This is a genomic window from Frondihabitans sp. Leaf304 (genome assembly GCF_001423105.1).
Taxonomy (GTDB): Bacteria; Actinomycetota; Actinomycetes; order Actinomycetales; family Microbacteriaceae; genus Frondihabitans.
In genome coordinates this window covers 1,687,066-1,706,338 of record NZ_LMNV01000002.1, presented here as the reverse complement: position 1 = coordinate 1,706,338, position 19,273 = coordinate 1,687,066, and the positions used below count along the sequence as shown (strand labels likewise).

Here is a 19,273-nt window from a genome sequence, read left to right as displayed (position 1 = left end):
CGGTGGGGGTGTGACTAGCTGGCGTAGTTCCAGACGAGGGGGAGCGATGCCTGCAGGCCCTGGTACGTGTTGCCGGCGGAGGAGGCAAGGGTCACGGCGAAGCTGAACCCGGTGGTGCCACCGGCGGCGACGGCGGGGAGGGTGTAGGCCGACGAGCCGGCGAGAGCGGCGAGCGTGCCCGAGTAGACGACCGTGTTGGCGGTGGTGTTGGTGATGACGACGGAGAGCTTCGCGCAGAGGTCGGTGGCGGTGCCGTTGGCAGCGCCCGAGTTCGACTGGGCGCAGGTGGCGCCGGGGGTGAGGGTGAAGGTGCTCGCGGCGACGGTACCGGTGTTCTTGATGGTGACGGGCGTGGTGACCGTCTGGCCGGGGATCATCGTGGTCGATCCGCCGAACTTGTTGATCGTGGCGCAGGTGGCGGTGTTGTTCGAGACCGAGCCGCCGTCGGTCGAGGTGCAGGTGACCGTCGCGCCGGAGTTCTGCTCCTGCATGGTCAGGGCGCCGGTGGCGGCGGTGTTGGTCGAGTTGGTGATCTGCGCGGCGAAGCCCGACAGGGTGCCCGTCATGGTGACCGAGAGGAGGACGGCGGCGAGGACGCCGGTCGCGATGGCGATGGGGGCGAAGCGAATGCGCTTGGCCTTGACGGGGGTGGGGTTCGACACGGGCTTGCTCCTGAAAGTGGGTGGGACACTGAGTAGAAAAATGAGGCACCTGCACGATGACTGGCAATCTCGAAGAGTTGGTTAGTCAATTACCAGGACATTCACCGGTGCGTTAGCTCAACTATGAGATAGTTTGATGAATGAGCCAAGTCCCCTCTTAGGGGGTCTTACCTCCGACCCACTCAGATCCATACCCTGAGGTGCGGCCACGGATGGCCCATCACGACAACAAAGAGACCACGGATGACCTCACACACCAGCACCACCACCAAGACACCGAAACCTGCTCCGACCGATCCGGCTGAGATCGTCGAGGCAGTGACAGCACTCTCTGCCGCCCTCACCGAGATCGACGGGGCCCACCGGCGCATCCGCCACCGTCTCGCCCACGACCTCGGTTTCTCGACGAGCGAGCTCACGGCCATCTTCCTCATCGGCAGCACCGAAGAGTGCACGCCCAAGGCCCTGAGCGCCGAGCTCGACCTCTCCACCGGCGCCATCACGGCTCTCGTCGATCGGCTCGATCGGGCCGGCCACGTCGAGCGAATCGCCCACCCGACCGATCGCCGCAGCCAGCTGCTGACCCTCACCTTCCGGGGCGAAGAGGCCTTGGAGTCGATCATGGGCACCTACAACTCGGCCATCGAAGACGTCGTCAAGACGTCCCCGTGCGTCTTCGACCAGGGCCTCATCGACTGCCTCCTCCACGCGGCCACCGCAATCGACGCCGCAGCAGCCCGCGACTAGCGGCGAAGGGCCTCCCTGCGCAGAGGCGAACCACGGCGTCTACCATCGACTGGATGCCTGCACTCCCTCCCAGCGCCCCTCACCCGACTTCGAGCGGGGCCGCGCCGGATCCTCGTCTGACCCGCCTGCCCGACGAATTCGCCCGCGACGGATTCATCCGGGTCCGCGGCGCCCGCGAGAACAACCTCCGTGACGTGGACGTCGATGTGCCGCGCGACCGTCTCGTCGCCTTCACGGGGGTGTCAGGATCCGGCAAGTCGTCGCTCGCATTCGGCACGATCTTCGCCGAAGCCCAACGCCGGTTCCTCGAGTCGGTGGCGCCGTACGCGCGCCGGCTCATCGCGCAGGGGTCGACCCCGCACGTCGACTCGATCACCGGACTGCCGCCGGCCGTCGCCCTGCAGCAGCGGAGGGGCGCGCCGAGTTCGCGCTCGACGGTCGGCACGCTGACGACGCTCTCCAACTCGGTGCGGATGCTGTACTCGCGTGCCGGAAGCTACCCCGACGGGGCGACCCGCCTCGAGTCCGACTCGTTCTCGCCCAACACCGTCGCGGGCGCGTGCCCCCGCTGCCACGGTCTCGGCATCGCGCACGAGGTCACCGAGGCGTCGGCCGTGCGCGACGACACGCTCAGCATCCGCGACGGGGCGATCGCCGCCTGGCCCGGAGCCTGGCAGGGCAAGAACCTCCGCGATGTCACGGCCGTGCTCGGCTACGACATCGACCGGCCCTGGCGCGAACTCTCGCGCGCCGACCGCGACTGGCTGCTCTTCACCGACGAGCAGCCTGTCGTCGTGGTCCAGCCCCAGCGCGACCGCGTCGCCAAGCCCTACAAGGGGCGTTTCTGGAGCGCGCGACAGTTCGTGATGCACACCCTCGCCGACTCGCAGAGCGAAACCCAGCGCACCAAGATGCTGCAATTCGTCGAGTCGGGGCCCTGCTCGCTCTGCGGAGGGAGCGGCCTGACCCGGGCCGCCCTGCTCGTCACGGTCGGCGGAACCACGATCGCCGAGCTCAACCGGCTTCCGCTCGCCGCTCTCGCCGACGTTCTCCGACCCATCGCGACGCTGGAGCACGCCGGTGCCGCCACGTCCCGTGCGTCGTCCGGAGAGCGCACCGAGGTGGCCGTCACGATCTCACGCGACCTGCTCGCCCGCGTCGAGGTGCTCACCGACCTGGGCCTCGGCTACCTCAGTCTCGACCGCGCGACACCCACCCTGTCGCCGGGCGAGATGCAGCGACTCCGCATCGCCACCCAGCTGCGCTCGGGCCTGTTCGGCGTCGTCTACGTGCTCGACGAGCCGAGTGCCGGGCTGCACCCCGCCGACTCCGAGTCGCTCATCGAGGTCTTGGACGGCTTACGCGCGAGCGGCAACAGCGTGTTCGTCGTCGAGCACGACATGGACATCGTGCGCCGCGCCGACTGGATCGTCGACGTCGGCCCCGGTGCTGGGGCGGGCGGCGGCGAGGTGCTCTACAGCGGGCCGGTCGAGGGGCTCGCGGGCATCGAGACGTCGGTCACGCGGCGTTTCCTGGATCCTTCGCCTGTGGCCGCAGACACCGAGACCCGGCGGCCGGCGGCGACACTCGAACTCCGCGGGGTCACGCGCAACAATCTGCGGGCTCTCGACGTCGACGTGCCGCTCGGCGTGATGACGGCCGTGACGGGAGTCTCAGGATCCGGCAAGTCCACGCTCGTCGGGCACGTCCTGGCCGAGCACGCGACCGAGCATCCTCTCGTCGACCGCGTCGTGCAGGTCGACCAGAAGCCGATCGGCCGCACGCCCCGCTCGAACCTCGCCACCTACACCGGCCTCTTCGACGCCGTGCGCGGAGCCTTCGCCGACACCGACGAGGCGAGGGCGCGTGGCTGGTCGGCCGGGCGCTTCTCGTTCAACGTGGCCGGCGGTCGTTGCGAGGTCTGCCAGGGGGAGGGCTCGGTCTCGGTCGAGCTGCTCTTCCTCCCGGGCAGCTGGGCTCCGTGCCCCGAGTGCCACGGCACCCGCTACGCGCCCGAGACTCTCGAGGTGCTCTGGAACGGAGCCTCGATTGCCGACGTGCTCGCGATGACGGTCGAGGAGGCGGCGCCGTTCCTCAGTGCGATCCCCGCCGCCCACCGCGGACTCGAGACGCTCCGCCAGGTCGGGCTCGGCTACCTCCGGCTGGGGCAGCCGGCACCGCAGCTGTCGGGTGGTGAGGCGCAGCGCATCAAACTCGCGACCGAGCTGCAGCGCGCCCGGCCCGGCCACACGCTGTACCTGCTCGACGAGCCGACCACCGGCCTGCACCCGGCAGACGTCGAGCTGCTCGTCGTCCAGCTGAACCGACTGGTCGACGCGGGCAACACCGTCGTGCTGGTCGAGCACTCAATGGGCGTCGTCGCGGCGGCCGACCATGTGATCGACATGGGCCCCGCGGGAGGCGACGAGGGCGGTCTCGTCGTGGCGTCGGGCACGCCCGCCGACGTCGCGGCCGCTTCGGGGAGCCGAACGGCGCCGTATCTCGCCGCTCGGCTTCCTGTGGGCTGACGGGAGCGCGGGATCCTGACGGTCCCGTCTCGCTATTCCCGTCTGGTCGCCCCCTGTCCTGGGGCTGGCCTGCGCTGCCCTCTTCGTTCAGGCTGGTCGTAACGAACAGGAGCTGTCATGTTGTCAGTGGTCTACACGAGTGCCGCCAAGGGGTCCTTCGACGATTCCGATCTGGCGACGCTGCTGATGAACAGCAGGTCGAACAACCGCCGGCTCGATCTGACCGGTTTTCTGCTCTACCGCGACGGCCTGTTCCTGCAGGTCCTCGAGGGACCTGACGAGGTCGTGCGGGATCGCCTGGCGATCATCACCGCCGATCCCCGACACGGCGACGTGGCAGTGCTCGTCGAAGACGAGGTGGCCGAACGTCGCTTCCCGTCGTGGTCGATGGGCTACGAGGCCGTGACCGACGAGCTTGCCGAGTCGATTCCCGGCTACCGTTCGACCTTCGACGACATCGGTCGGGGCGCCCTCGGCGCTGCCGACCAGCCCGCTGTTCGGCAGCTGGTGCAGTGGTTCCAGAATCGAGCACCCGAGGCGGCCTGATCCCGCCTCGGGTTTTCCTCGAGACGACGTCACGGCACCGGTGACGTCAGCAGATCACTGACGGTGAGATCGCGGACACTCAGCGCACGGAGAGCCAGCTGCCTCGGCGCAAGACCCTCTCGACTCCGAACGTCCGGTCGTCCACGATCACGAGGTCGGCGGGAGCGCCGGGCGAGAGAGGCGGCACCAGGCCGAGGCCCCTCGATGCTGAAACCGACGTCACGGCAGCGGCCTCGACTGCGATCGATGGCGCCGACGCTGCCCCCGCCGAGCGTGCGGTGCTGAGCTCGGCCAACTGCACCAGCGCATCGCCGACCGTGGCGGTGCTCCCCGCGAGCGACGACCCGTCGGCCAGCATCGCGACGCTGTCGGTCACCGTGACCGCCGATCCGGCAATCGCATAGGATCCGTCGCCCAGACCGGTCGCACTCATCGCGTCCGACACCAGCACGAGGCGGTTGGGAGCGAGGCGTCGCACCAGCGCGGCCACCGACCCCGCGACGTGGTGGCCGTCGAGAATCAGCTCGACACTGACCCGGTCGTCGTCGAGAGCTGCGCCCACGAGCCCCGGCTCACGGTGGTGCAGCGGCCGCATGCCGTTGAAGAGGTGGGTGACGACGGTCGCACCCCGATCGAAGGCCGCGGTCGCGGTCGCGGCGTCGCAGTCGGAGTGGCCGAGGGCGACGGTGATGCCGCGCTCGACGAGCCACGAGACCGCGTCGAGGCCACCGGGCAGCTCGGGAGCGAGCGTGACCATGCGGAGCGACCCGGCCGCCGCGTCGACCAGGCGGGAAAGAGCCTCGACCGTCGGCGGAACCAGCAGCGACGCATCGTGCGCTCCACGGCGAGCGGCTGACAGGAAGGGCCCCTCGAGGTGGATGCCGGCGAGGTGGCCGACCGCGACGAGCGGAGCCAGCGTGTCTAGCGCCTGCTCCAGAGCCGGCAGCGGGGCGGTGGCCACCGAGGCCACGAGACTCGTCGAGCCCCGGGCGGCGTGGTAGTCGACGACGCGAAGCGCCTCCGCGGCGGTCGCCGAGCCGAAGTCGATGCCGAGGGCGCCGTGCACGTGCTGGTCGACGAAGCCCGGCAGGGCGGTTCCGGTGACGTGCTCCACCTCCGCGGCGTCGAGCCCGGGCGGAAGGACGGCGCCGACGAAGTCGATCAGGCCGTGGAGTACGACGACGAAGCCGGGGGCGAAGACCGAGGTGGGTGTGACGACCCGGTCGAGCCGCAGGATCCTGCGCTCCCGCCCGTCGAGGGAGGCGCCGGGCAGGCGACCGGCGCTCATGGGAGCAGCGCCGTCCGCGCGAGCACGCCGGCCCCGACGATCGCTGCGGCGTCACCGTGCGCGGCACGCGCGAGGGTCGGCCGGCGCGAGAACGCCAGGCGTTCGTCAAGCGCTCTCCGCAGCGGATCGAACAGCAGATCGCCCGCCTCGGCGAGTCCGCCACCCACGACGATCATCTCGGGAGCCGCGACGGCCGCGATCCACGAAAGAGTGTCGGCGAGCACCTCCACGGCGTCGTTCCAGAGCGCGACAGCCCGAGGATCCGCGGCCCGCACTCTCTCCGCCGCCTCGCGCGCGTTCGCCGCCCCCAGCCGCCGCGCCAGGCCACCCGCCGAGGCCACCTCTTCGACGCGCAGCCCCGCGAGGGCACCGTGCCGAAGAACGACCTGGCCGATCTCGCCAGCCCACCCGCCCGAGACGAGGGCGGTGCCGCCCTGCACGAACGCGCTCGCGAGCCCGGTGCCGATCGCCACGAACGCCATACCGCCGGGGACGTCGCGGGCGGCGCCGGTCGTGCTCTCGGCGAGAGCACCGGCCCGGACGTCCTGGCCGAATCCGACCGGCAGCCCGATCTGGGAGGAGAGCAGGTCGCGGAGCGGCAGGTCGCGCCAGCCCAGATTGAAGCTGGCGACCGCGACGCCCGCTTCGTCGTCGACCACGCCGGGAACGGCGAGCCCCACGGCCGCGACCGGCCGGAGCCGACGGGCGGCGTCGACGATCTCGGCCACGGCACGGATGGTGCCCGACGCGTCGAGATCACCCGACGGAGTGGCGACGCGCCACTCGCCGACGACCTCGGCGGAGCCGTCGAACAGGCGCGCCTTGATCGTGGTGCCGCCGACGTCGACGCCGACGACCGTGGGGGCGGCGTCGCGGTCGAGGTCGGCAGAAGTCACGAGGCGAGTATGACGGAGCGCGTCAGCGAGCGGGGGTGATCGGGGTCGAGACCGCGCGCCACGGCGAGGGCGACGGCGAAGCGGTGCACCACGACGAGGGCCGCCTGCGGGTCGAGATCGTGATGCACGAAGGTGGCGCCGGTGGCATCGACGTCGTCGACGAGCCCCTCGGGAGCCTCGTCGAGCGACCAGACGAGACGGCCGGGCTGAGCGATGGCGATCGGGCCGTGACGGTAGTCCATCGACGGATACGACTCGGCCCAGAACTGCGCGGCCTCGCGGGTCTTGAGCGCCGCCTCGAAGGTGAGGCCGACCGCCGGCCCGGTGCCGATGAAGGTGACCTGCTCGGCCGAGAGCAGATCGTCGATGGGCAGGTCGAGCGCGATCTCGGCCTGGCGCGCCAGCATCTCGATGTCGTCGCCGAGGCCGGCGCGAAGGAGTGCCAGCCCCGTGGTGGCGAAGCGCGTCTGCACGACCGACCGCTCGTCGGCGAAGGGCAGCGCGATGACCTGGTCGGCCTCGGCGGCGGCGGGGGAGTCTCCGACCGCGGTCAGCAGCACGGTCTTCTGGGTGGTGAGCCCGGCTAGAAGCTGCACGATCTCGGTCGTCGTACCCGAGCGCGAGATGGCGACGACGCGGTCGTACTCACGACCGACGGGATACTCGGATCCGGCGAAGGCGTCGGTCAGACCGAGGCCGGCGCGCTCGCGGAGCACGGCATACGTCATCGCGATGAACCAGCTCGTGCCGCAGCCGACGACCGCGACGCGTTCTCCGGGCTGGGGCAGCGCGTCGGCGAACTCGGGGGCGAGTGCGGCCGCCCTCCGCCAGGTCTCGGGCTGGGAGGCCAGTTCTTCGGCCACGAAGGTGTCGGTCATGGAGGGTCCTTTCGATCACGCTGAGCGGCGGCATGCGCTGATGAGCATCCTAGAAGATCGGTTGTGAGTGATTCAAGAGAAAAACGTCAAATTCGATCAAGGATCCGAGTCGTCACCACCCTAGGATTGCCCCATGACGCAGCAGCAGCGCTTGAACGAGCTCCTCGAACTGGTCTCGGAACGCGGCAATGTGACGATCGCCCAGATCGGCGAGGCGCTCGGCATCTCGGCCGCGACGGCGCGACGCGACCTGGCGACGCTCGCGGAGCAGCGGCTCGTCACGCGGACCCACGGCGGTGCGTCGTCGCTCGGCAGTGGCTACGAGCTGCCGCTCCAGTACAAGATCGCCCGGCAGGCCGAGGCGAAGATGACCATTGCACGGGCCGCCGCTGCGCTCGTCTCGGTGAGCGACTCGGTGGGGCTGAACGGCGGCACGACGACGAGCGAGGTCGCCCGGGAGCTCGGCCGGAGCGACCGGCTCGTGCGCTCCGACGGCGACTTCGGCGTCACCATCGTGACGAATGCGCTCAACATCGCCTACGAGCTGTCGGTGCGCTCGCACGTCAAGATCGTCGTCACCGGCGGGGTGTCTCGGCGTCAGTCGTACGAGCTCGTGGGTCCGCTGGTCTCGAACTCGCTGGCCGAGATGGCGCTCGACGTAGCGATCCTCGGCGTCGACGGGCTGAGTGTGCGCTTCGGTGCGACGACCCTGCACGAGGGCGAGGCCGATGTGAGCCAGCAGTTCGCCAAGGTCGCGAAGAAGGTCGTCGTCGTCGCCGACTCCACCAAGATGGAGAAGACGACGTTCGCGCGCATCTGTCCGCTCGACCAGATCGACGTGCTGGTCACCGACCGGCCCGTGCCCGCCGAGCTCGAGCGGGGTCTCGGCGCGGCGGGAGTCGAGATCGTCATCGCCTCGTAGGTCGGCAGTCTGCCGCCCTGCCTGTCTTCTTGCTTGCCTGCCTGTGCGGGTCGCCGAGAGTGCCCAAGTGGGGCCCCGAATCGATTGCCGACCCCGACTTGGGCACTCTCGCCGGGCGTCCGGCCTCGGGCCGATGCGCGCGAGGTCGAGCGCGCCGGGCAGGGCATCTCCAGAGAGGTGTTTTGCGCGCGATCAAATTTGACGCCGCGCAAAACGTCGCAAGGGTGATGTGCCCTCCGGACGGGACCGGCGTCGGCTCAGCGACCGGCAGCTCCTTACCGGCAGCGGCTCAGCCGCAACACCACAGCCACGGCAGCAGAAGCGTGCAGCCCGGCCCGTGAGTGTTTCGGTCTCGTAAACAACCGCGATCAAACGGAATTCTGACTTTCGTGCAGTCCCGAGAACATTTATTGTCACTTCATGATCGTTTTGGCTATGTTTGAATCATGTTCACGCAAAGTCGCGGAGAAAATGTGACTTCCAATCACGAAACCACCAGCCGCGAGTCGGCCACCCCGGGCGGTGCCTCGCGTGGCCCCGGCGCCCTGCGCGTCGGCCTCGTCGGCGTCGGCCAGCGCGCCTATATCGCCCACCACGTCGCCTCGTCCGATGAGAACGCCGTCCTGGTCGCCGCAGCCGACACGACTCCCGAGGGTCGCGGCCGCATCGCACCCGAGTTCGGACCGGGGGTCGAGGTATTCGACTCGCACACGGCCCTGATCGAGCACGCTGAACTCGACGCCGTGATCGTGACGACACCCGACTGGACGCATGCCGAGATCGCCATCGACTTCCTCCGCGCGGGCATCGCGGTCTATCTCGAGAAGCCTCTCGCCATCACGGTCGAAGACGCCGACGAGGTGCTTCGCACAGCTCACGAGACCGGCACGAAGCTCTACGTGGGCCACAACTTCCGCCACGCTGCCGTCGTCCGGCTCATGCACGACATCATCGCCCGCGGCGAGATCGGCGAGGTCAAGACCGTCTGGGTGCGGCATTTCGTGGGCAACGGCGGCGACTACTACTTCAAAGACTGGCACGCCGACCGGAGCAAGACGAACACCCTGCTGCTGCAGAAGGCCAGCCACGACATTGACGTGGTGCACCTGCTCGCGGGCGCCTACACGACTCGAGTCGTGGGCATGGGCGACCTCGTGGTCTACGGCGACGTCGTCGACCGCGACACCCACGAGGGCGAGACGGTGCACGACTGGTTCTCGTACGACAGCTGGCCGCCCCTGACTCAGACCCGTCTCAACCCGGTCGTCGACGTCGAAGACGTGTCGATGATGATGATGACCCTCTCGAACGGCGTGCTCGCCAGTTACGAGCAGTGCCACTTCACGCCCGACTACTGGCGCAACTACACCGTCATCGGCACCGAGGGTCGTCTCGAGAACGTCGGCGACACGGCCGGCGGAGTCGTCAAGGTCTGGAACCGTCGTCACGAAGCCGAATGGCAGACCGCCGGCGACGTGGAGTACCCGATCGAAGGGGTATCGACCGGCCACGAAGACGCTGACGTGCTCACGATGCGCGAGTTCCTGGCATTCGTCGGGCGGGAGAAGCCGGTCACGCTGTCACCGGTGGCTGCGCGCGCAGCGGTGGCCGCAGGATCCTTGGCCGCCCGTTCTCTGCGCTCCGGCTCGCAGCCATTCGACGTACCCGCGCTCTCGCCCGAACTGCTCGATCACTTCGCCCGCACCACCATCCCTGCACCCGCCCCCGCCGTCTAGCGACGGCCTCACCCAAAGGACACGTCATGCACATCTCCTCTCGGCCCGGTTCGGCACGACGCCGGCTCTCCCTCGGCGTGGCCGCCGCAGTCGGCGTCGCACTGCTCGCCTCCGGCTGCAGCGCGTCGTCGTCGAACACCGGCAGCTCCGGCACCTACGAGGCCCCGTCGAAAGACACGAAGGCCGAACTCACCTACGGCGTCTGGGATCAGACGCAGGTCAAGGCCATCAAGGCGAACCTCGCGGGCTTCAACAAGGAATACCCGAACATCAAGGTCAACGTGAACGTCACGCCCTACGACAGCTACTTCACGAAGCTGCAGACCGAGGCGTCGAGCAACACCCTCCCCGACCTCTTCTGGTTGAACGGACCCAACTTCCAGCTCTACGCGTCGAACGGCAAGGTCGAGCCCATCACGGGCGAGGTCAAGTCGGGCGACATCACGCTGAGCAACTACTCGTCGGCCCTCGACGACCTCTACTCGCTCGACGGCGTGCAGTACGGCGTTCCGAAAGACTTCGACACCATCGGCGTCTGGGTCAACAAGGCCCTGTTCGAGCAGGCGGGCGTCGACCTGCCGAAGGCCGACTGGACCTGGAGCGACTTCCAGACCGCTGCCGCGACCATCTCGTCGAAGCTGAAGGGCAAAGGCATCTACGGCGTCGCGGGAGGCATGGACGGCCAGACGACCTACTACAACACGATCGCGCAGTCGGGCGGCGACGTCATCAACGCCGACGGCACCAAGTCGGGGTACGACTCCGCGGCCACGAAGAAGGGCCTCGAGTTCTGGACGCAGCTGATCGAGTCGGGCTCCTCGCCCACGATCCAGCAGCTGACTGACACGTCGGCCGACCAGTGGTTCACCTCCGGCAAGGTCGCCATGTTCTGGGGCGGTAGCTGGGCGCGGACCGAGGTCGGCGACTCGTCAATCGCCAAGGACGTGCAGGTGTACCCGCTGCCGAAGGGCGAGAAGCAGGCGACCGTCATCCACGGCGTCTCGAATGTCGTCGCCGCCGGCAGCAAGAACAAGGCCGCTGCCCAGGCTCTGCAGGTGTACCTGGCCTCGAAGGAGGCGCAGAAGCAGCAGGGCGACATGGGCGCGGTGATCCCGGCCTACACCGGCACTCAGACCGCTTTCGCCAAGTCGCAGCCGGGGGTCGACCTGCAGGTGTTCCTCGACGCGGTCGACTACGCCGTGCCGTTCCCCGTCTCGAAGAACACCGCGGCCTGGAACGCCCTCGAGGGCAGCGAACTGCCCGCCGCGTTCTCCGGGAGCAAGCCCGTCGCGACAGTCGCCGACGATCTCGCCTCGCAGATGAACGCTCTGCTCGCGAAGGAGAAGTAACCCGTGACCACCGAGACGCTCCACCCGCCGAAGGCCGCCGCACCTGGCCGCCCCAAGCTCCTGAAGCGCGATGGCGCGTGGCCCTGGCTGTTCGTGTCCCCACTGCTGCTCGGCATCGCCGTGTTCTTCCTGTGGCCGATCATCCAGACCGCGTACTTCTCGCTGACGACGTGGGGCGTCTTCGGTGGCTCGACCTTCACGGGGGTGGCGAACTACGTCCGCCTGTTCGCCGACCCTCAGCTCTACCTGGCCCTCGGCAACACGCTGCTCTACACGGGCATCGTGCTGCTGGGCGTTCCGCTCGCGGTCTGGTTCGCCAGCCTGCTGAACACGCCGGGGCTCCGGTTCGCGTCGTTCTACCGCGTGCTGTTCTTCCTGCCCTATGTGGCGATGCCGACAGCCATCGCCATGGTCTGGCGGATCATCTTCAATGGTGACTTCGGGATCCTGAACTACCTCCTCAGGGGGATAGGCATTCAGGGCCCGTACTGGATCTCGACGCCTGGCTTCGCGATGGTGGCGGTCGCCATCGTCGGCCTCTGGTCGTCGCTCGGCTTCTCGATGATCATCCTCGGCGCGGGGCTCAAGAACATCCCGGCCGAGCTGTACGAGGCTGCCGAGCTCGACGGTGCCAAGCCGTGGCGCCAGTTCCGCTCTGTGACCGTGCCGCTGCTCACGCCGAGCATCTTCTTCGTGCTCATCATCACGATCATCGGCAGCTTCCAGCTCTTCGACCTGCAGTACGCGATCCTCGGCTCGCCCGCGACCAACCCGGTCATCCCGCGCAGCCTGTCGCTCGTCTACTTCTTCTACCAGCAGGGCTTCGTGTCGAACGACAAGGGGTATGCCGCCGCCATCGCCATGATCATCTTCGTCGTGATCGGCATCGTCACTCTCGTGCAGTTCCGTCTGCAGAAAAAGTGGGTCTCGAATGACTAACAACGTCGCCGCCGCCCGCACCTCGGCCGCCCTCAGCGATCCCGAGCTCGATCCGTCGATGCCGGCTCCCGTCCCACCGACCAAGGGGCAGACGACGGGCCGGAGCCAAGGATCCGACGCCCGCCTCCGCGCGAAGCGGCGCGGTCGCGCGCGTCACGGCTCTCATGCCGTGGCCCACGTCGTCCTCGGCGTCGGCGGGTTCATCATGGCCTTCCCGTTCCTCTGGCAGATCATCATGTCGCTGTCGACGAACGCCGAGGTGCAGAGCGTCACGCCGCACTTCTGGCCGGCCGAGCTGCAGTGGTCGAACTACGCGACCGTCTTCGAGACCCTGCCTTTTCTCGACCAACTGCGCACGAGCATCCTGATCACCGTCATCCGTACGGTCGCGCAGATCCTCCTGTGCACCCTCGCGGGCTACGCCTTCGCGCGAATGGCCTTCAAGGGCCGCGCGATCATGCTCGCCCTGGTCCTGTCGATTCTGATGGTGCCGTCGCAGGTCTACCTGATCTCGCAGTACCAGCTCGTGCAGGGCTTCGGGCTCCTGAACACCATCGTCGGCCTGATGCTGCCGGGTCTGTTCAGTGCGTTCGGCACGTTCCTGATGCGGACGGCGTTCCTCAATATGCCGCAGGAGCTCGAGGAGGCCGCCAGGCTCGACGGTGCCAACCCGTTCCAGGTGTTCTGGAAGGTCATGCTGCCGCTCGCGAAGCCGTCGATCAACGTGCTGGCGATCACGACCGTGCTCTGGTCGTGGAACGAGCTGCTCTGGCCACTCGTCGTCTCGACCAACTCGCGGTCGATGCCGCTGTCGGCTGGCCTCGCGACGCTCATCGGCGACAAGACCACCGATTACCCGGTCGTCATGGCCGCGAGCCTCCTCGCGATGGCACCGGTGCTGATCATGTTCATCGTGCTGCAGCGCCGGGTCATCGACGGGCTCGCTTTCTCGGGATTGAAGTAGCGCAATCGGTTCGACCTAGTTCCACCAATCGATCACAGGGGTGTTCCAATGAAGAAACGCATCATCACGTCGACCGCCATCGCGGCCGCTCTCACACTGGCGATTCCCACCACGGCATCGGCTCACCAGGCCGCACATCCCGTGTCTGTCACCAGTCGCACCGTGACCTACGCGGCCAGCGACGCCGTCATCCCGAACCCGGCACGCGGCTTCTACCACTCGACCGAGACGCACTATCTGAAAGACGGCTCCGGTTACGAGCCGCTCGACCTCGCGTCGCTGCGGGCGTTCCGCAAGGAGGGCGTCACGCAGATCCTCCGCGAGTTCTGGATGGAGAAGTTCGTCGACCAGAAGACCCTCGATAAGAAGTGGCTGAAGCTGGTGCAGAAGGACTACGACACCGCCCGTAAGGCCGGGGTCTCCGTCATCACCCGGTTCGCGTACGTGCAGGGCGGCGACTTCCCCTACAACCCGCCCTACGGTGACGCCGACGTCGACACCGTGCTCGCCCACATCAAGCAGCTCACGCCGATCCTCCGGAAGAACGCCGACGTGCTGCCGGTGCTCCAGGAGGGATTCATCGGCCTCTGGGGCGAGGGCTACTACACCGACCATTTCGCCGCCGACCCGGCGAACCCCGGTGTGCTGACCGACGCCGACTGGGCCAACCGCAACCGGGTAGCTGCCGCCGAGTTGAAGGCCCTGCCGAAGAGCCGCGGCATCCAGGTGCGTACCATGCAGATGAAGCAGAAGGCGGTGGGCGTGACGAGCGGAACGGCTGGCGCGCTGACGCCCGCCCAGGCGCACGACGGCTCGGCGAAGTCGCGCATCGGTCACCACAACGATTGCTTCCTGGCCGCTCCCGACGACTGGGGCACCTTCCTCACCGACCCCCTGTCGCTCGACCAGGACTACCTCGCGGCCGACTCGCGGTACGTCGCCGTCGGTGGCGAGACCTGCAACGTCGATGCCCCGCGCTCGGAGTTCCCGTCCGCCGCCGCCGAGATGGCGAAGTACCACTACAGCTACCTCAACCGGGATTACCACCCGGACGTCCTCGCATCCTGGGGTGAGGCCGGTCTCACCGAGACCTCCAAGAAGCTCGGCTACCGGTTCGTGATGAAGTCGAGCACCGTCACCACCGCGACCAAGGGCCACACCCCGAAGGTCTCGGTGAAGGTCGCGAACGAGGGCTGGAGCGCGCCGTACAACTCGCGCCCCGTGAAGCTCGTGTTGACCTCGAAGAACCGGACGATCACGGTGCCGATCAAGGCCGACGCCGACACCTGGCAGCCCGGAAAGACGGTCACGGTCTCGGCCGCGCTGAAGCACGTGCCCCGCGGCACCTACTCGGTTGCCCTCGCCCTGCCGGCGCCCGAGAAGACGATCGACGGCAACCCGAACTACGCGATCCAGACGGCGAACGTCGGTACGTGGAACGCGCGCGCCGGCGTCAACGACCTGAAGCAGAAGGTCACCGTGCGCTGACCCAGCGAGCTCGCCTCCGCACAACGGCGCCGATCCACCGACGTGGTGGATCGGCGCCGTTCAGCGTGCGGAGGGAGGCTTCGACGACGCGCGCTCGACCAGGGAGACAGGGATGACGGTCGCCGGCGTGAACTGCTCGGCGGGGGTGTCGAGGCGAGCGAAGAGACGTTCCGTGGCCAGACGGCCGAGGCGATCAGGATCCTGGTCGATCACCGACACGGACGGCTCAAGTGCCGCCGCCATCGGAAAATCGCCGAAGCTGACGAGGGCCACGTCGGTGCGGTCGAGGCGCTGCAGGGCGGGGAACACCTCGAGCGAGGTGCGCGCGTTCGACGAGAAGATCGCGGTCGGCGGCTCGCCCTGGTCGAGGAGCGCCTCGACCGCTTGCGAGGCGCCGTTCGTCGAGGCGCGGACGACCAACTCGGGATGCCGGCCGAGGGCGAGCTCGTCGACCGCGGCCAGGTAGCCGTCCAGGCGCTGCCCGGTCGTGACGATGTCGCCGATATCGCCCACGAAGGCGATGCGGCGGTGGCCGAGCTCGAACAGGTGACGGGTGGCGAGGAACGCCCCTCCGAAGTCGTCTTCGACGAAGCTGTCGGCGGTGATGCCGGTCGGCGGGCGGTCGATGAAGACCGCGGGCATATTCGCCAGCCATGGCGCGAGGTACGACTGGTCGCCCGAGATCGGCGCGATGATGAGGCCGTTCACCTGGAGGCGGAGAAGCGCCTCAATAGTCTGCTTCTCGAGCTCGGCGTCGTCGCCGAGGCTCGTGACGGCGGTCGACATGCCCCGCGCCCGTGACTCGCGGTCGACGGAGCGGATGATCGCGGCGAAGAACGGGTCGCCGATGTCGGGAACGGCGATGCCGACCACCGAGGCGCGACCGGACCGGAACGTCCTGGCCATCATGTTCGGCACGTACTTCAGCGACTGCATCGCTTCGGTGACGCGCTGCCGGGTCTCGTCGGTCACGTGCGGGTCGTCGTTGAAGACGCGCGACACGGTCTTGGCGCTGACACCCGCCCGGGCGGCGACGTCTTGCATTGTCGTCACGTGCTCACCTCGCCTTGTCATGGATGACTTGTCTGCACTCACGCTATCGGCTCGTTCAGAAAACTCCTGCTTGACATCGATGACATGGCCTAGGTAGTTTCAACACACCAACCGATGCGAGACCCGATTCCGGGCCGCAAAAGTGAGATCGAGCTTCGAAGACGCAGCCCGCTTTAGTGCGTCCTTCGTGAGCCCTCCGATCCAGAACTCTGGAGAGAGACGCCATGACCGTCGGACAGATTCCCATCCTCGAAGCCCGCGGGCTCACCCGAAGCTTCGGCAACGTCCGCGCCCTCGACGGCGTCGACTTCGAGATCTACCCCGGCGAGGTCGTTGCGCTCATCGGCGACAACGGCGCCGGCAAGTCGACCCTCGTCAAGGCGCTCTCCGGCAGCCTCGCCCTCGACTCCGGCGAGATCCTCTACGCCGGCGGCCGGGTCGACCTGAACAGTCCGACCGCCGCCAGTGCGCTCGGCATCGAGACGGTCTACCAGGATCTCGCCCTCGCGCCGCACCTCAACCCGGTGCAGAACATGTTTCTCGGTAGGGAGGTGCCGAGGTCGGGCGTCCTCGGCAAGTTCGGGTTCCTCGACAACAAGGCCATGCAGGTCCGCTCCCGCTCCGCCTTCGACGACCTCGGAGCGACCGTCCGCAGCCTCAGTGACCCGGTCGGCGGAATGTCGGGCGGACAGCGTCAGGCCATCGCCATCGCCCGAGCCGTCGCGTGGGCCAAGGGCGTCGTGTTCCTCGACGAGCCCACCGCCGCTCTCGGTGTCGTCCAGACCAAGAACGTTCTCGAGACCATCCGTCGAGTCCGAGACAAAGGTGTCGCGGTCGTCTTCATCAGCCACTCGATGCCGCATGTGATCGACATCGCCGACCGCGTGCAGGTGCTCCGTCTCGGCACGCGCGTAGCCACCTACCAAGCCCAGAACACATCCATGGAAGAGCTCGTCGGGGCCATGACCGGCGCCGTCGCAGGAGGAGTCAAATGACCACGCACGCACCAGCCGGCTTGAAGCCGACCTCGTCCGGCGGCACCGGCTCGGGGCCCGGAACCCGCTCGGCGTCGCTCGCACACGGAAACGTAGTCAAGAACCTCCTCGGGGTTCAGGCCTTCCAGATTCTTCTGGTGCTCGTCGTTATCTTCCTGATCTTCACGGCCCTCGCCCCGGCGGCGTTCCCGCAGTGGACCAACCTCCGGCAGGTCATCCAGAACATGTCGATTCTCGGCGTGCTCGGAATCGGCATGACCTTTGTGATCGTCACAAGCGGCATCGACCTCTCGGTCGGGTCAGTGCTCGTCTTCTCAGGCGTCGTCTCGGCGAAAGCGATGATCCTCGTCGGCGGCGACGGCTGGACCACGGCCCTCGTGGGTCTCGTCGTCGCGATCGCCTGCGGCCTCGGTTGGGGACTGCTCAACGGACTGCTCATCGCCAAGGCGAAAGTGCCACCCCTGATCGTGACCCTAGGATCCCTCGGCGCGGCCCTCGGCCTCGCCCAGGTCTTTACCGGAGGCGTCGACCTGACGACCGTTCCGGCAGTCCTCTCCGACAACATCGGCTACGGCAACCTGGTCGGAACGACCCTGCCGCTCATCTCGGTCATCGCCATCGCCTTCCTCCTCTTCTTTGGCGTCGTGCTCCACCGCACGAAGTTCGGGCTCTACACCTTCGCGGTCGGCTCGAACGAAGAAGCGGCCCGACGCGTCGGCGTCAAGGTCGACCGTCAGCTGATCAGCGTCTACGCCCTTTCCGGGGCCCTCGCCGGCTTCGCCGGTCTGCTGTCGCTCTCGCAGTTCGGCACCACCGCCATCGCCGGTCAGTCGCAGACGAACCTCAACGTGATCGCCGCTGTCGTCATCGGCGGCACGAGCCTCTTCGGCGGACTCGGCACCATCTTCGGCACAGCCGTCGGCCTCTGCATCCCCGCCATCCTGCAGAACGGATTCGTCATTATCGGCGTCCAGCCCTTCTGGCAGCAGGTCGCCGTCGGCGTCGTGCTCGTCGTCGCCGTCTACATCGACCAGCGGCGCCGCGCGTCTGCAGCTCGAGGCGGTGGTGGCGGAACTCGAAAAGTCTCGCTCGCCGGCCTGTTGCAGCGGCAGAAAGTCTGAGATCACTGCACCCGAACCACCCACCCGCACCACCCACCCGCACCACCCTTTCGCACCGTCCACAGCACCACCATCTAGGAGCAGAAACAATGAAGTTGAAGAGACCAGTCGTCTCCTTGCTCGCCATCGGGGCCGTCGCCTCGCTCGGCCTCACCGGCTGCGCAGGCGGCACCTCGGCAGGCGGAGGCAGCAGTGCCGACGCCAAAGACATCAAGTTGACGTTCATTCAGGGCGTCGCCGGAGACCCGTTCTACGTCACCATGCAGTGCGGTGTCGACGCCGAGGCGAAGAAGCTCGGAGTCACCGTCAACACGCAGGGCCCGGCGAAATTCGACCCCACCCTGCAGAAGCCCATCGTCGACTCCGTCGTCGCGACGAAGCCGGGCGCGATCCTCATCGCCCCCACTGACACGGCCGCCATGCAGGCACCCCTCAAGGCCGCGACCTCCGCGGGAGTCAAGGTCGTCCTCGTCGACACGACCGTCAAGGATCCTTCGTTCGCCACCTCCCAGATCTCCTCCGACAACGTCGGAGGCGGCGAGGCGGCGTTCAAGGCCATCAAGTCACTCGCCCCCTCGGGTGGCAAGGTTCTTGTCATCTCGACCGACCCCGGTGTCTCGACCGCCGACCAGCGCGTCGAAGGCTTCGAAACCGCCGCGAAGGCCGATTCCGACTTCAGCTACCTCGGCGTGCAGTACTCGCACAACGACCCAGCCACCGCCGCGAAGCTGACCACCGCGGCACTGGCCAAGGACTCCGACATCGTCGGCGTCTTCGCGGCCAACACGTTCGCGGCCCAAGGCGTCGCCACCGGCATTCGCCAGGCCGGCAAAGAGGACTCCGTCAAGGTCGTCGGCTTCGACGCCGGCGCCGACGCGGTGACCCAGCTGAAGAACGGCACCGTCCAGGCGCTGATCGCCCAGCAGCCCGCCCTCATCGGCAAAGACGCAGTGCAGCAGGCCGTCGCCGCTATCAAGGGCGAGAAAGTGACCGCGAAGATCCCCACCGGCTTCTTCGCCATCACGAAAGACAACCTGGAGGGAGAAGGCGCGAACTACGTCTACAAGACCACCTGCTGAACGGTATTTTCTTAGCGCGACGCGGTCGCGGTGCCGGACCTCGGACAAGCCTCGGTCGTCCGGCATCGCGATCGTGTCGCGC

General features: G+C 67.8%; 17 protein-coding genes. 12 read left to right on the top strand and 5 right to left on the bottom strand.

The annotated features are described in order from the left end of the window. Positions 1-14: 14 nt before the first annotated feature. Positions 15-662 (bottom strand): hypothetical protein, encoded by a 648-nt coding sequence (locus tag ASF54_RS07600; protein WP_055960578.1) that lies wholly within the window; start codon positions 660-662, stop codon positions 15-17. Positions 663-905: 243 nt separating this feature from the next. Here ASF54_RS07600 and ASF54_RS07595 point away from each other — a divergent pair, with 243 nt between their 5' ends. The 3 genes from ASF54_RS07595 (at position 906) to ASF54_RS07585 (ending at position 4,483) form a co-directional block, all read left to right on the top strand. Next, the gene (locus ASF54_RS07595) at positions 906-1,409 is read left to right on the top strand and encodes a MarR family winged helix-turn-helix transcriptional regulator (protein WP_055960576.1); all 504 of its coding nucleotides are present in this window, start codon (positions 906-908) and stop codon (positions 1,407-1,409) included. Positions 1,410-1,462: 53 nt separating this feature from the next. Then, entirely contained in the window at positions 1,463-3,937 is a 2,475-nt protein-coding gene (locus tag ASF54_RS07590; RefSeq protein ID WP_084816028.1) for an excinuclease ABC subunit UvrA, read from the top strand. 117 nt (positions 3,938-4,054) lie between these two features. Beyond that, positions 4,055-4,483, top strand: coding sequence for a BLUF domain-containing protein (locus tag ASF54_RS07585; protein WP_084816027.1), 429 nt, complete (start codon positions 4,055-4,057; stop codon positions 4,481-4,483). A gap of 79 nt (positions 4,484-4,562) precedes the next feature. On the opposite strand, the gene ASF54_RS07580 is transcribed toward ASF54_RS07585, so the two are convergent. The 3 genes from ASF54_RS07580 to ASF54_RS07570 are packed head-to-tail and all read right to left on the bottom strand — an operon-like array spanning position 4,563 to position 7,545. Continuing rightward, positions 4,563-5,771 carry an N-acetylglucosamine-6-phosphate deacetylase gene (locus ASF54_RS07580; protein WP_084816026.1) on the bottom strand — a complete coding sequence of 403 codons (1,209 nt, stop codon included), beginning with the start codon at positions 5,769-5,771 and terminating at the stop codon, positions 4,563-4,565. Next, positions 5,768-6,667 carry an ROK family protein gene (locus ASF54_RS07575; protein WP_055960571.1) on the bottom strand — a complete coding sequence of 300 codons (900 nt, stop codon included), beginning with the start codon at positions 6,665-6,667 and terminating at the stop codon, positions 5,768-5,770. Before ASF54_RS07575 ends, ASF54_RS07580 begins: the two co-directional genes overlap by 4 nt. Beyond that, positions 6,664-7,545: an SIS domain-containing protein gene (locus tag ASF54_RS07570; protein ID WP_055960569.1), complete on the bottom strand. Its 882-nt coding sequence runs from the start codon at positions 7,543-7,545 to the stop codon at positions 6,664-6,666. Before ASF54_RS07570 ends, ASF54_RS07575 begins: the two co-directional genes overlap by 4 nt. A gap of 133 nt (positions 7,546-7,678) precedes the next feature. On the opposite strand from ASF54_RS07570, the gene ASF54_RS07565 reads away from it, so the two are divergent. From ASF54_RS07565 to ASF54_RS07540, 6 genes are all read left to right on the top strand, one after another. Then, positions 7,679-8,467, top strand: coding sequence for a DeoR/GlpR family DNA-binding transcription regulator (locus ASF54_RS07565; RefSeq protein ID WP_055960567.1), 789 nt, complete (start codon positions 7,679-7,681; stop codon positions 8,465-8,467). 473 nt (positions 8,468-8,940) lie between these two features. Beyond that, complete coding sequence (locus ASF54_RS07560) at positions 8,941-10,203, top strand: Gfo/Idh/MocA family protein (protein ID WP_235480968.1); 1,263 nt, start codon at positions 8,941-8,943, stop codon at positions 10,201-10,203. Between the two features lie 26 nt (positions 10,204-10,229). Next, the gene (locus tag ASF54_RS16375) at positions 10,230-11,552 is read left to right on the top strand and encodes an ABC transporter substrate-binding protein (RefSeq protein ID WP_055960565.1); all 1,323 of its coding nucleotides are present in this window, start codon (positions 10,230-10,232) and stop codon (positions 11,550-11,552) included. A 3-nt stretch (positions 11,553-11,555) separates the two neighbouring features. Beyond that, on the top strand, positions 11,556-12,491 hold the full coding sequence (locus ASF54_RS16370; protein WP_055960564.1) for a carbohydrate ABC transporter permease: 936 nt from the start codon (positions 11,556-11,558) through the stop codon (positions 12,489-12,491). Beyond that, positions 12,484-13,455, top strand: coding sequence for a carbohydrate ABC transporter permease (locus ASF54_RS07545; protein WP_233572980.1), 972 nt, complete (start codon positions 12,484-12,486; stop codon positions 13,453-13,455). Before ASF54_RS16370 ends, ASF54_RS07545 begins: the two co-directional genes overlap by 8 nt. A gap of 48 nt (positions 13,456-13,503) precedes the next feature. Next, the gene (locus ASF54_RS07540; protein WP_055960562.1) at positions 13,504-14,943 is read left to right on the top strand and encodes a DUF4832 domain-containing protein; all 1,440 of its coding nucleotides are present in this window, start codon (positions 13,504-13,506) and stop codon (positions 14,941-14,943) included. A gap of 60 nt (positions 14,944-15,003) precedes the next feature. On the opposite strand, the gene ASF54_RS07535 is transcribed toward ASF54_RS07540, so the two are convergent. Continuing rightward, positions 15,004-15,987, bottom strand: coding sequence for a LacI family DNA-binding transcriptional regulator (locus tag ASF54_RS07535; RefSeq protein ID WP_233573040.1), 984 nt, complete (start codon positions 15,985-15,987; stop codon positions 15,004-15,006). A gap of 233 nt (positions 15,988-16,220) precedes the next feature. Between ASF54_RS07535 and ASF54_RS07530 the strand changes: the two genes are divergently transcribed. The 3 genes from ASF54_RS07530 (at position 16,221) to ASF54_RS07520 (ending at position 19,191) form a co-directional block, all read left to right on the top strand. Continuing rightward, on the top strand, positions 16,221-16,991 hold the full coding sequence (locus ASF54_RS07530) for an ATP-binding cassette domain-containing protein (protein ID WP_055960556.1): 771 nt from the start codon (positions 16,221-16,223) through the stop codon (positions 16,989-16,991). Next, on the top strand, positions 16,988-18,112 hold the full coding sequence (locus ASF54_RS07525; RefSeq protein ID WP_084816024.1) for an ABC transporter permease: 1,125 nt from the start codon (positions 16,988-16,990) through the stop codon (positions 18,110-18,112). Before ASF54_RS07530 ends, ASF54_RS07525 begins: the two co-directional genes overlap by 4 nt. An 89-nt stretch (positions 18,113-18,201) precedes the next feature. Further along, on the top strand, positions 18,202-19,191 hold the full coding sequence (locus ASF54_RS07520; RefSeq protein ID WP_055960554.1) for an ABC transporter substrate-binding protein: 990 nt from the start codon (positions 18,202-18,204) through the stop codon (positions 19,189-19,191). Positions 19,192-19,273: the final 82 nt, after the last annotated feature.

Excerpts from the sequence above, each read along its gene's own strand:
- ASF54_RS07595 (WP_055960576.1), top strand. The coding sequence starts at position 906 with ATGACCTCACACACCAGCACCACCACCAAGACACCGAAACCTGCTCCG.
- ASF54_RS07590 (WP_084816028.1), top strand. The coding sequence starts at position 1,463 with ATGCCTGCACTCCCTCCCAGCGCCCCTCACCCGACTTCGAGCGGGGCC.
- ASF54_RS07585 (WP_084816027.1), top strand. The coding sequence starts at position 4,055 with ATGTTGTCAGTGGTCTACACGAGTGCCGCCAAGGGGTCCTTCGACGAT.
- ASF54_RS07580 (WP_084816026.1), bottom strand. The coding sequence starts at position 5,771 with ATGAGCGCCGGTCGCCTGCCCGGCGCCTCCCTCGACGGGCGGGAGCGC.
- ASF54_RS07570 (WP_055960569.1), bottom strand. The coding sequence starts at position 7,545 with ATGACCGACACCTTCGTGGCCGAAGAACTGGCCTCCCAGCCCGAGACC.
- ASF54_RS07565 (WP_055960567.1), top strand. The coding sequence starts at position 7,679 with ATGACGCAGCAGCAGCGCTTGAACGAGCTCCTCGAACTGGTCTCGGAA.
- ASF54_RS16375 (WP_055960565.1), top strand. The coding sequence starts at position 10,230 with ATGCACATCTCCTCTCGGCCCGGTTCGGCACGACGCCGGCTCTCCCTC.
- ASF54_RS07545 (WP_233572980.1), top strand. The coding sequence starts at position 12,484 with ATGACTAACAACGTCGCCGCCGCCCGCACCTCGGCCGCCCTCAGCGAT.
- ASF54_RS07540 (WP_055960562.1), top strand. The coding sequence starts at position 13,504 with ATGAAGAAACGCATCATCACGTCGACCGCCATCGCGGCCGCTCTCACA.
- ASF54_RS07535 (WP_233573040.1), bottom strand. The coding sequence starts at position 15,987 with ATGCAAGACGTCGCCGCCCGGGCGGGTGTCAGCGCCAAGACCGTGTCG.
- ASF54_RS07530 (WP_055960556.1), top strand. The coding sequence starts at position 16,221 with ATGACCGTCGGACAGATTCCCATCCTCGAAGCCCGCGGGCTCACCCGA.
- ASF54_RS07525 (WP_084816024.1), top strand. The coding sequence starts at position 16,988 with ATGACCACGCACGCACCAGCCGGCTTGAAGCCGACCTCGTCCGGCGGC.
- ASF54_RS07520 (WP_055960554.1), top strand. The coding sequence starts at position 18,202 with ATGAAGTTGAAGAGACCAGTCGTCTCCTTGCTCGCCATCGGGGCCGTC.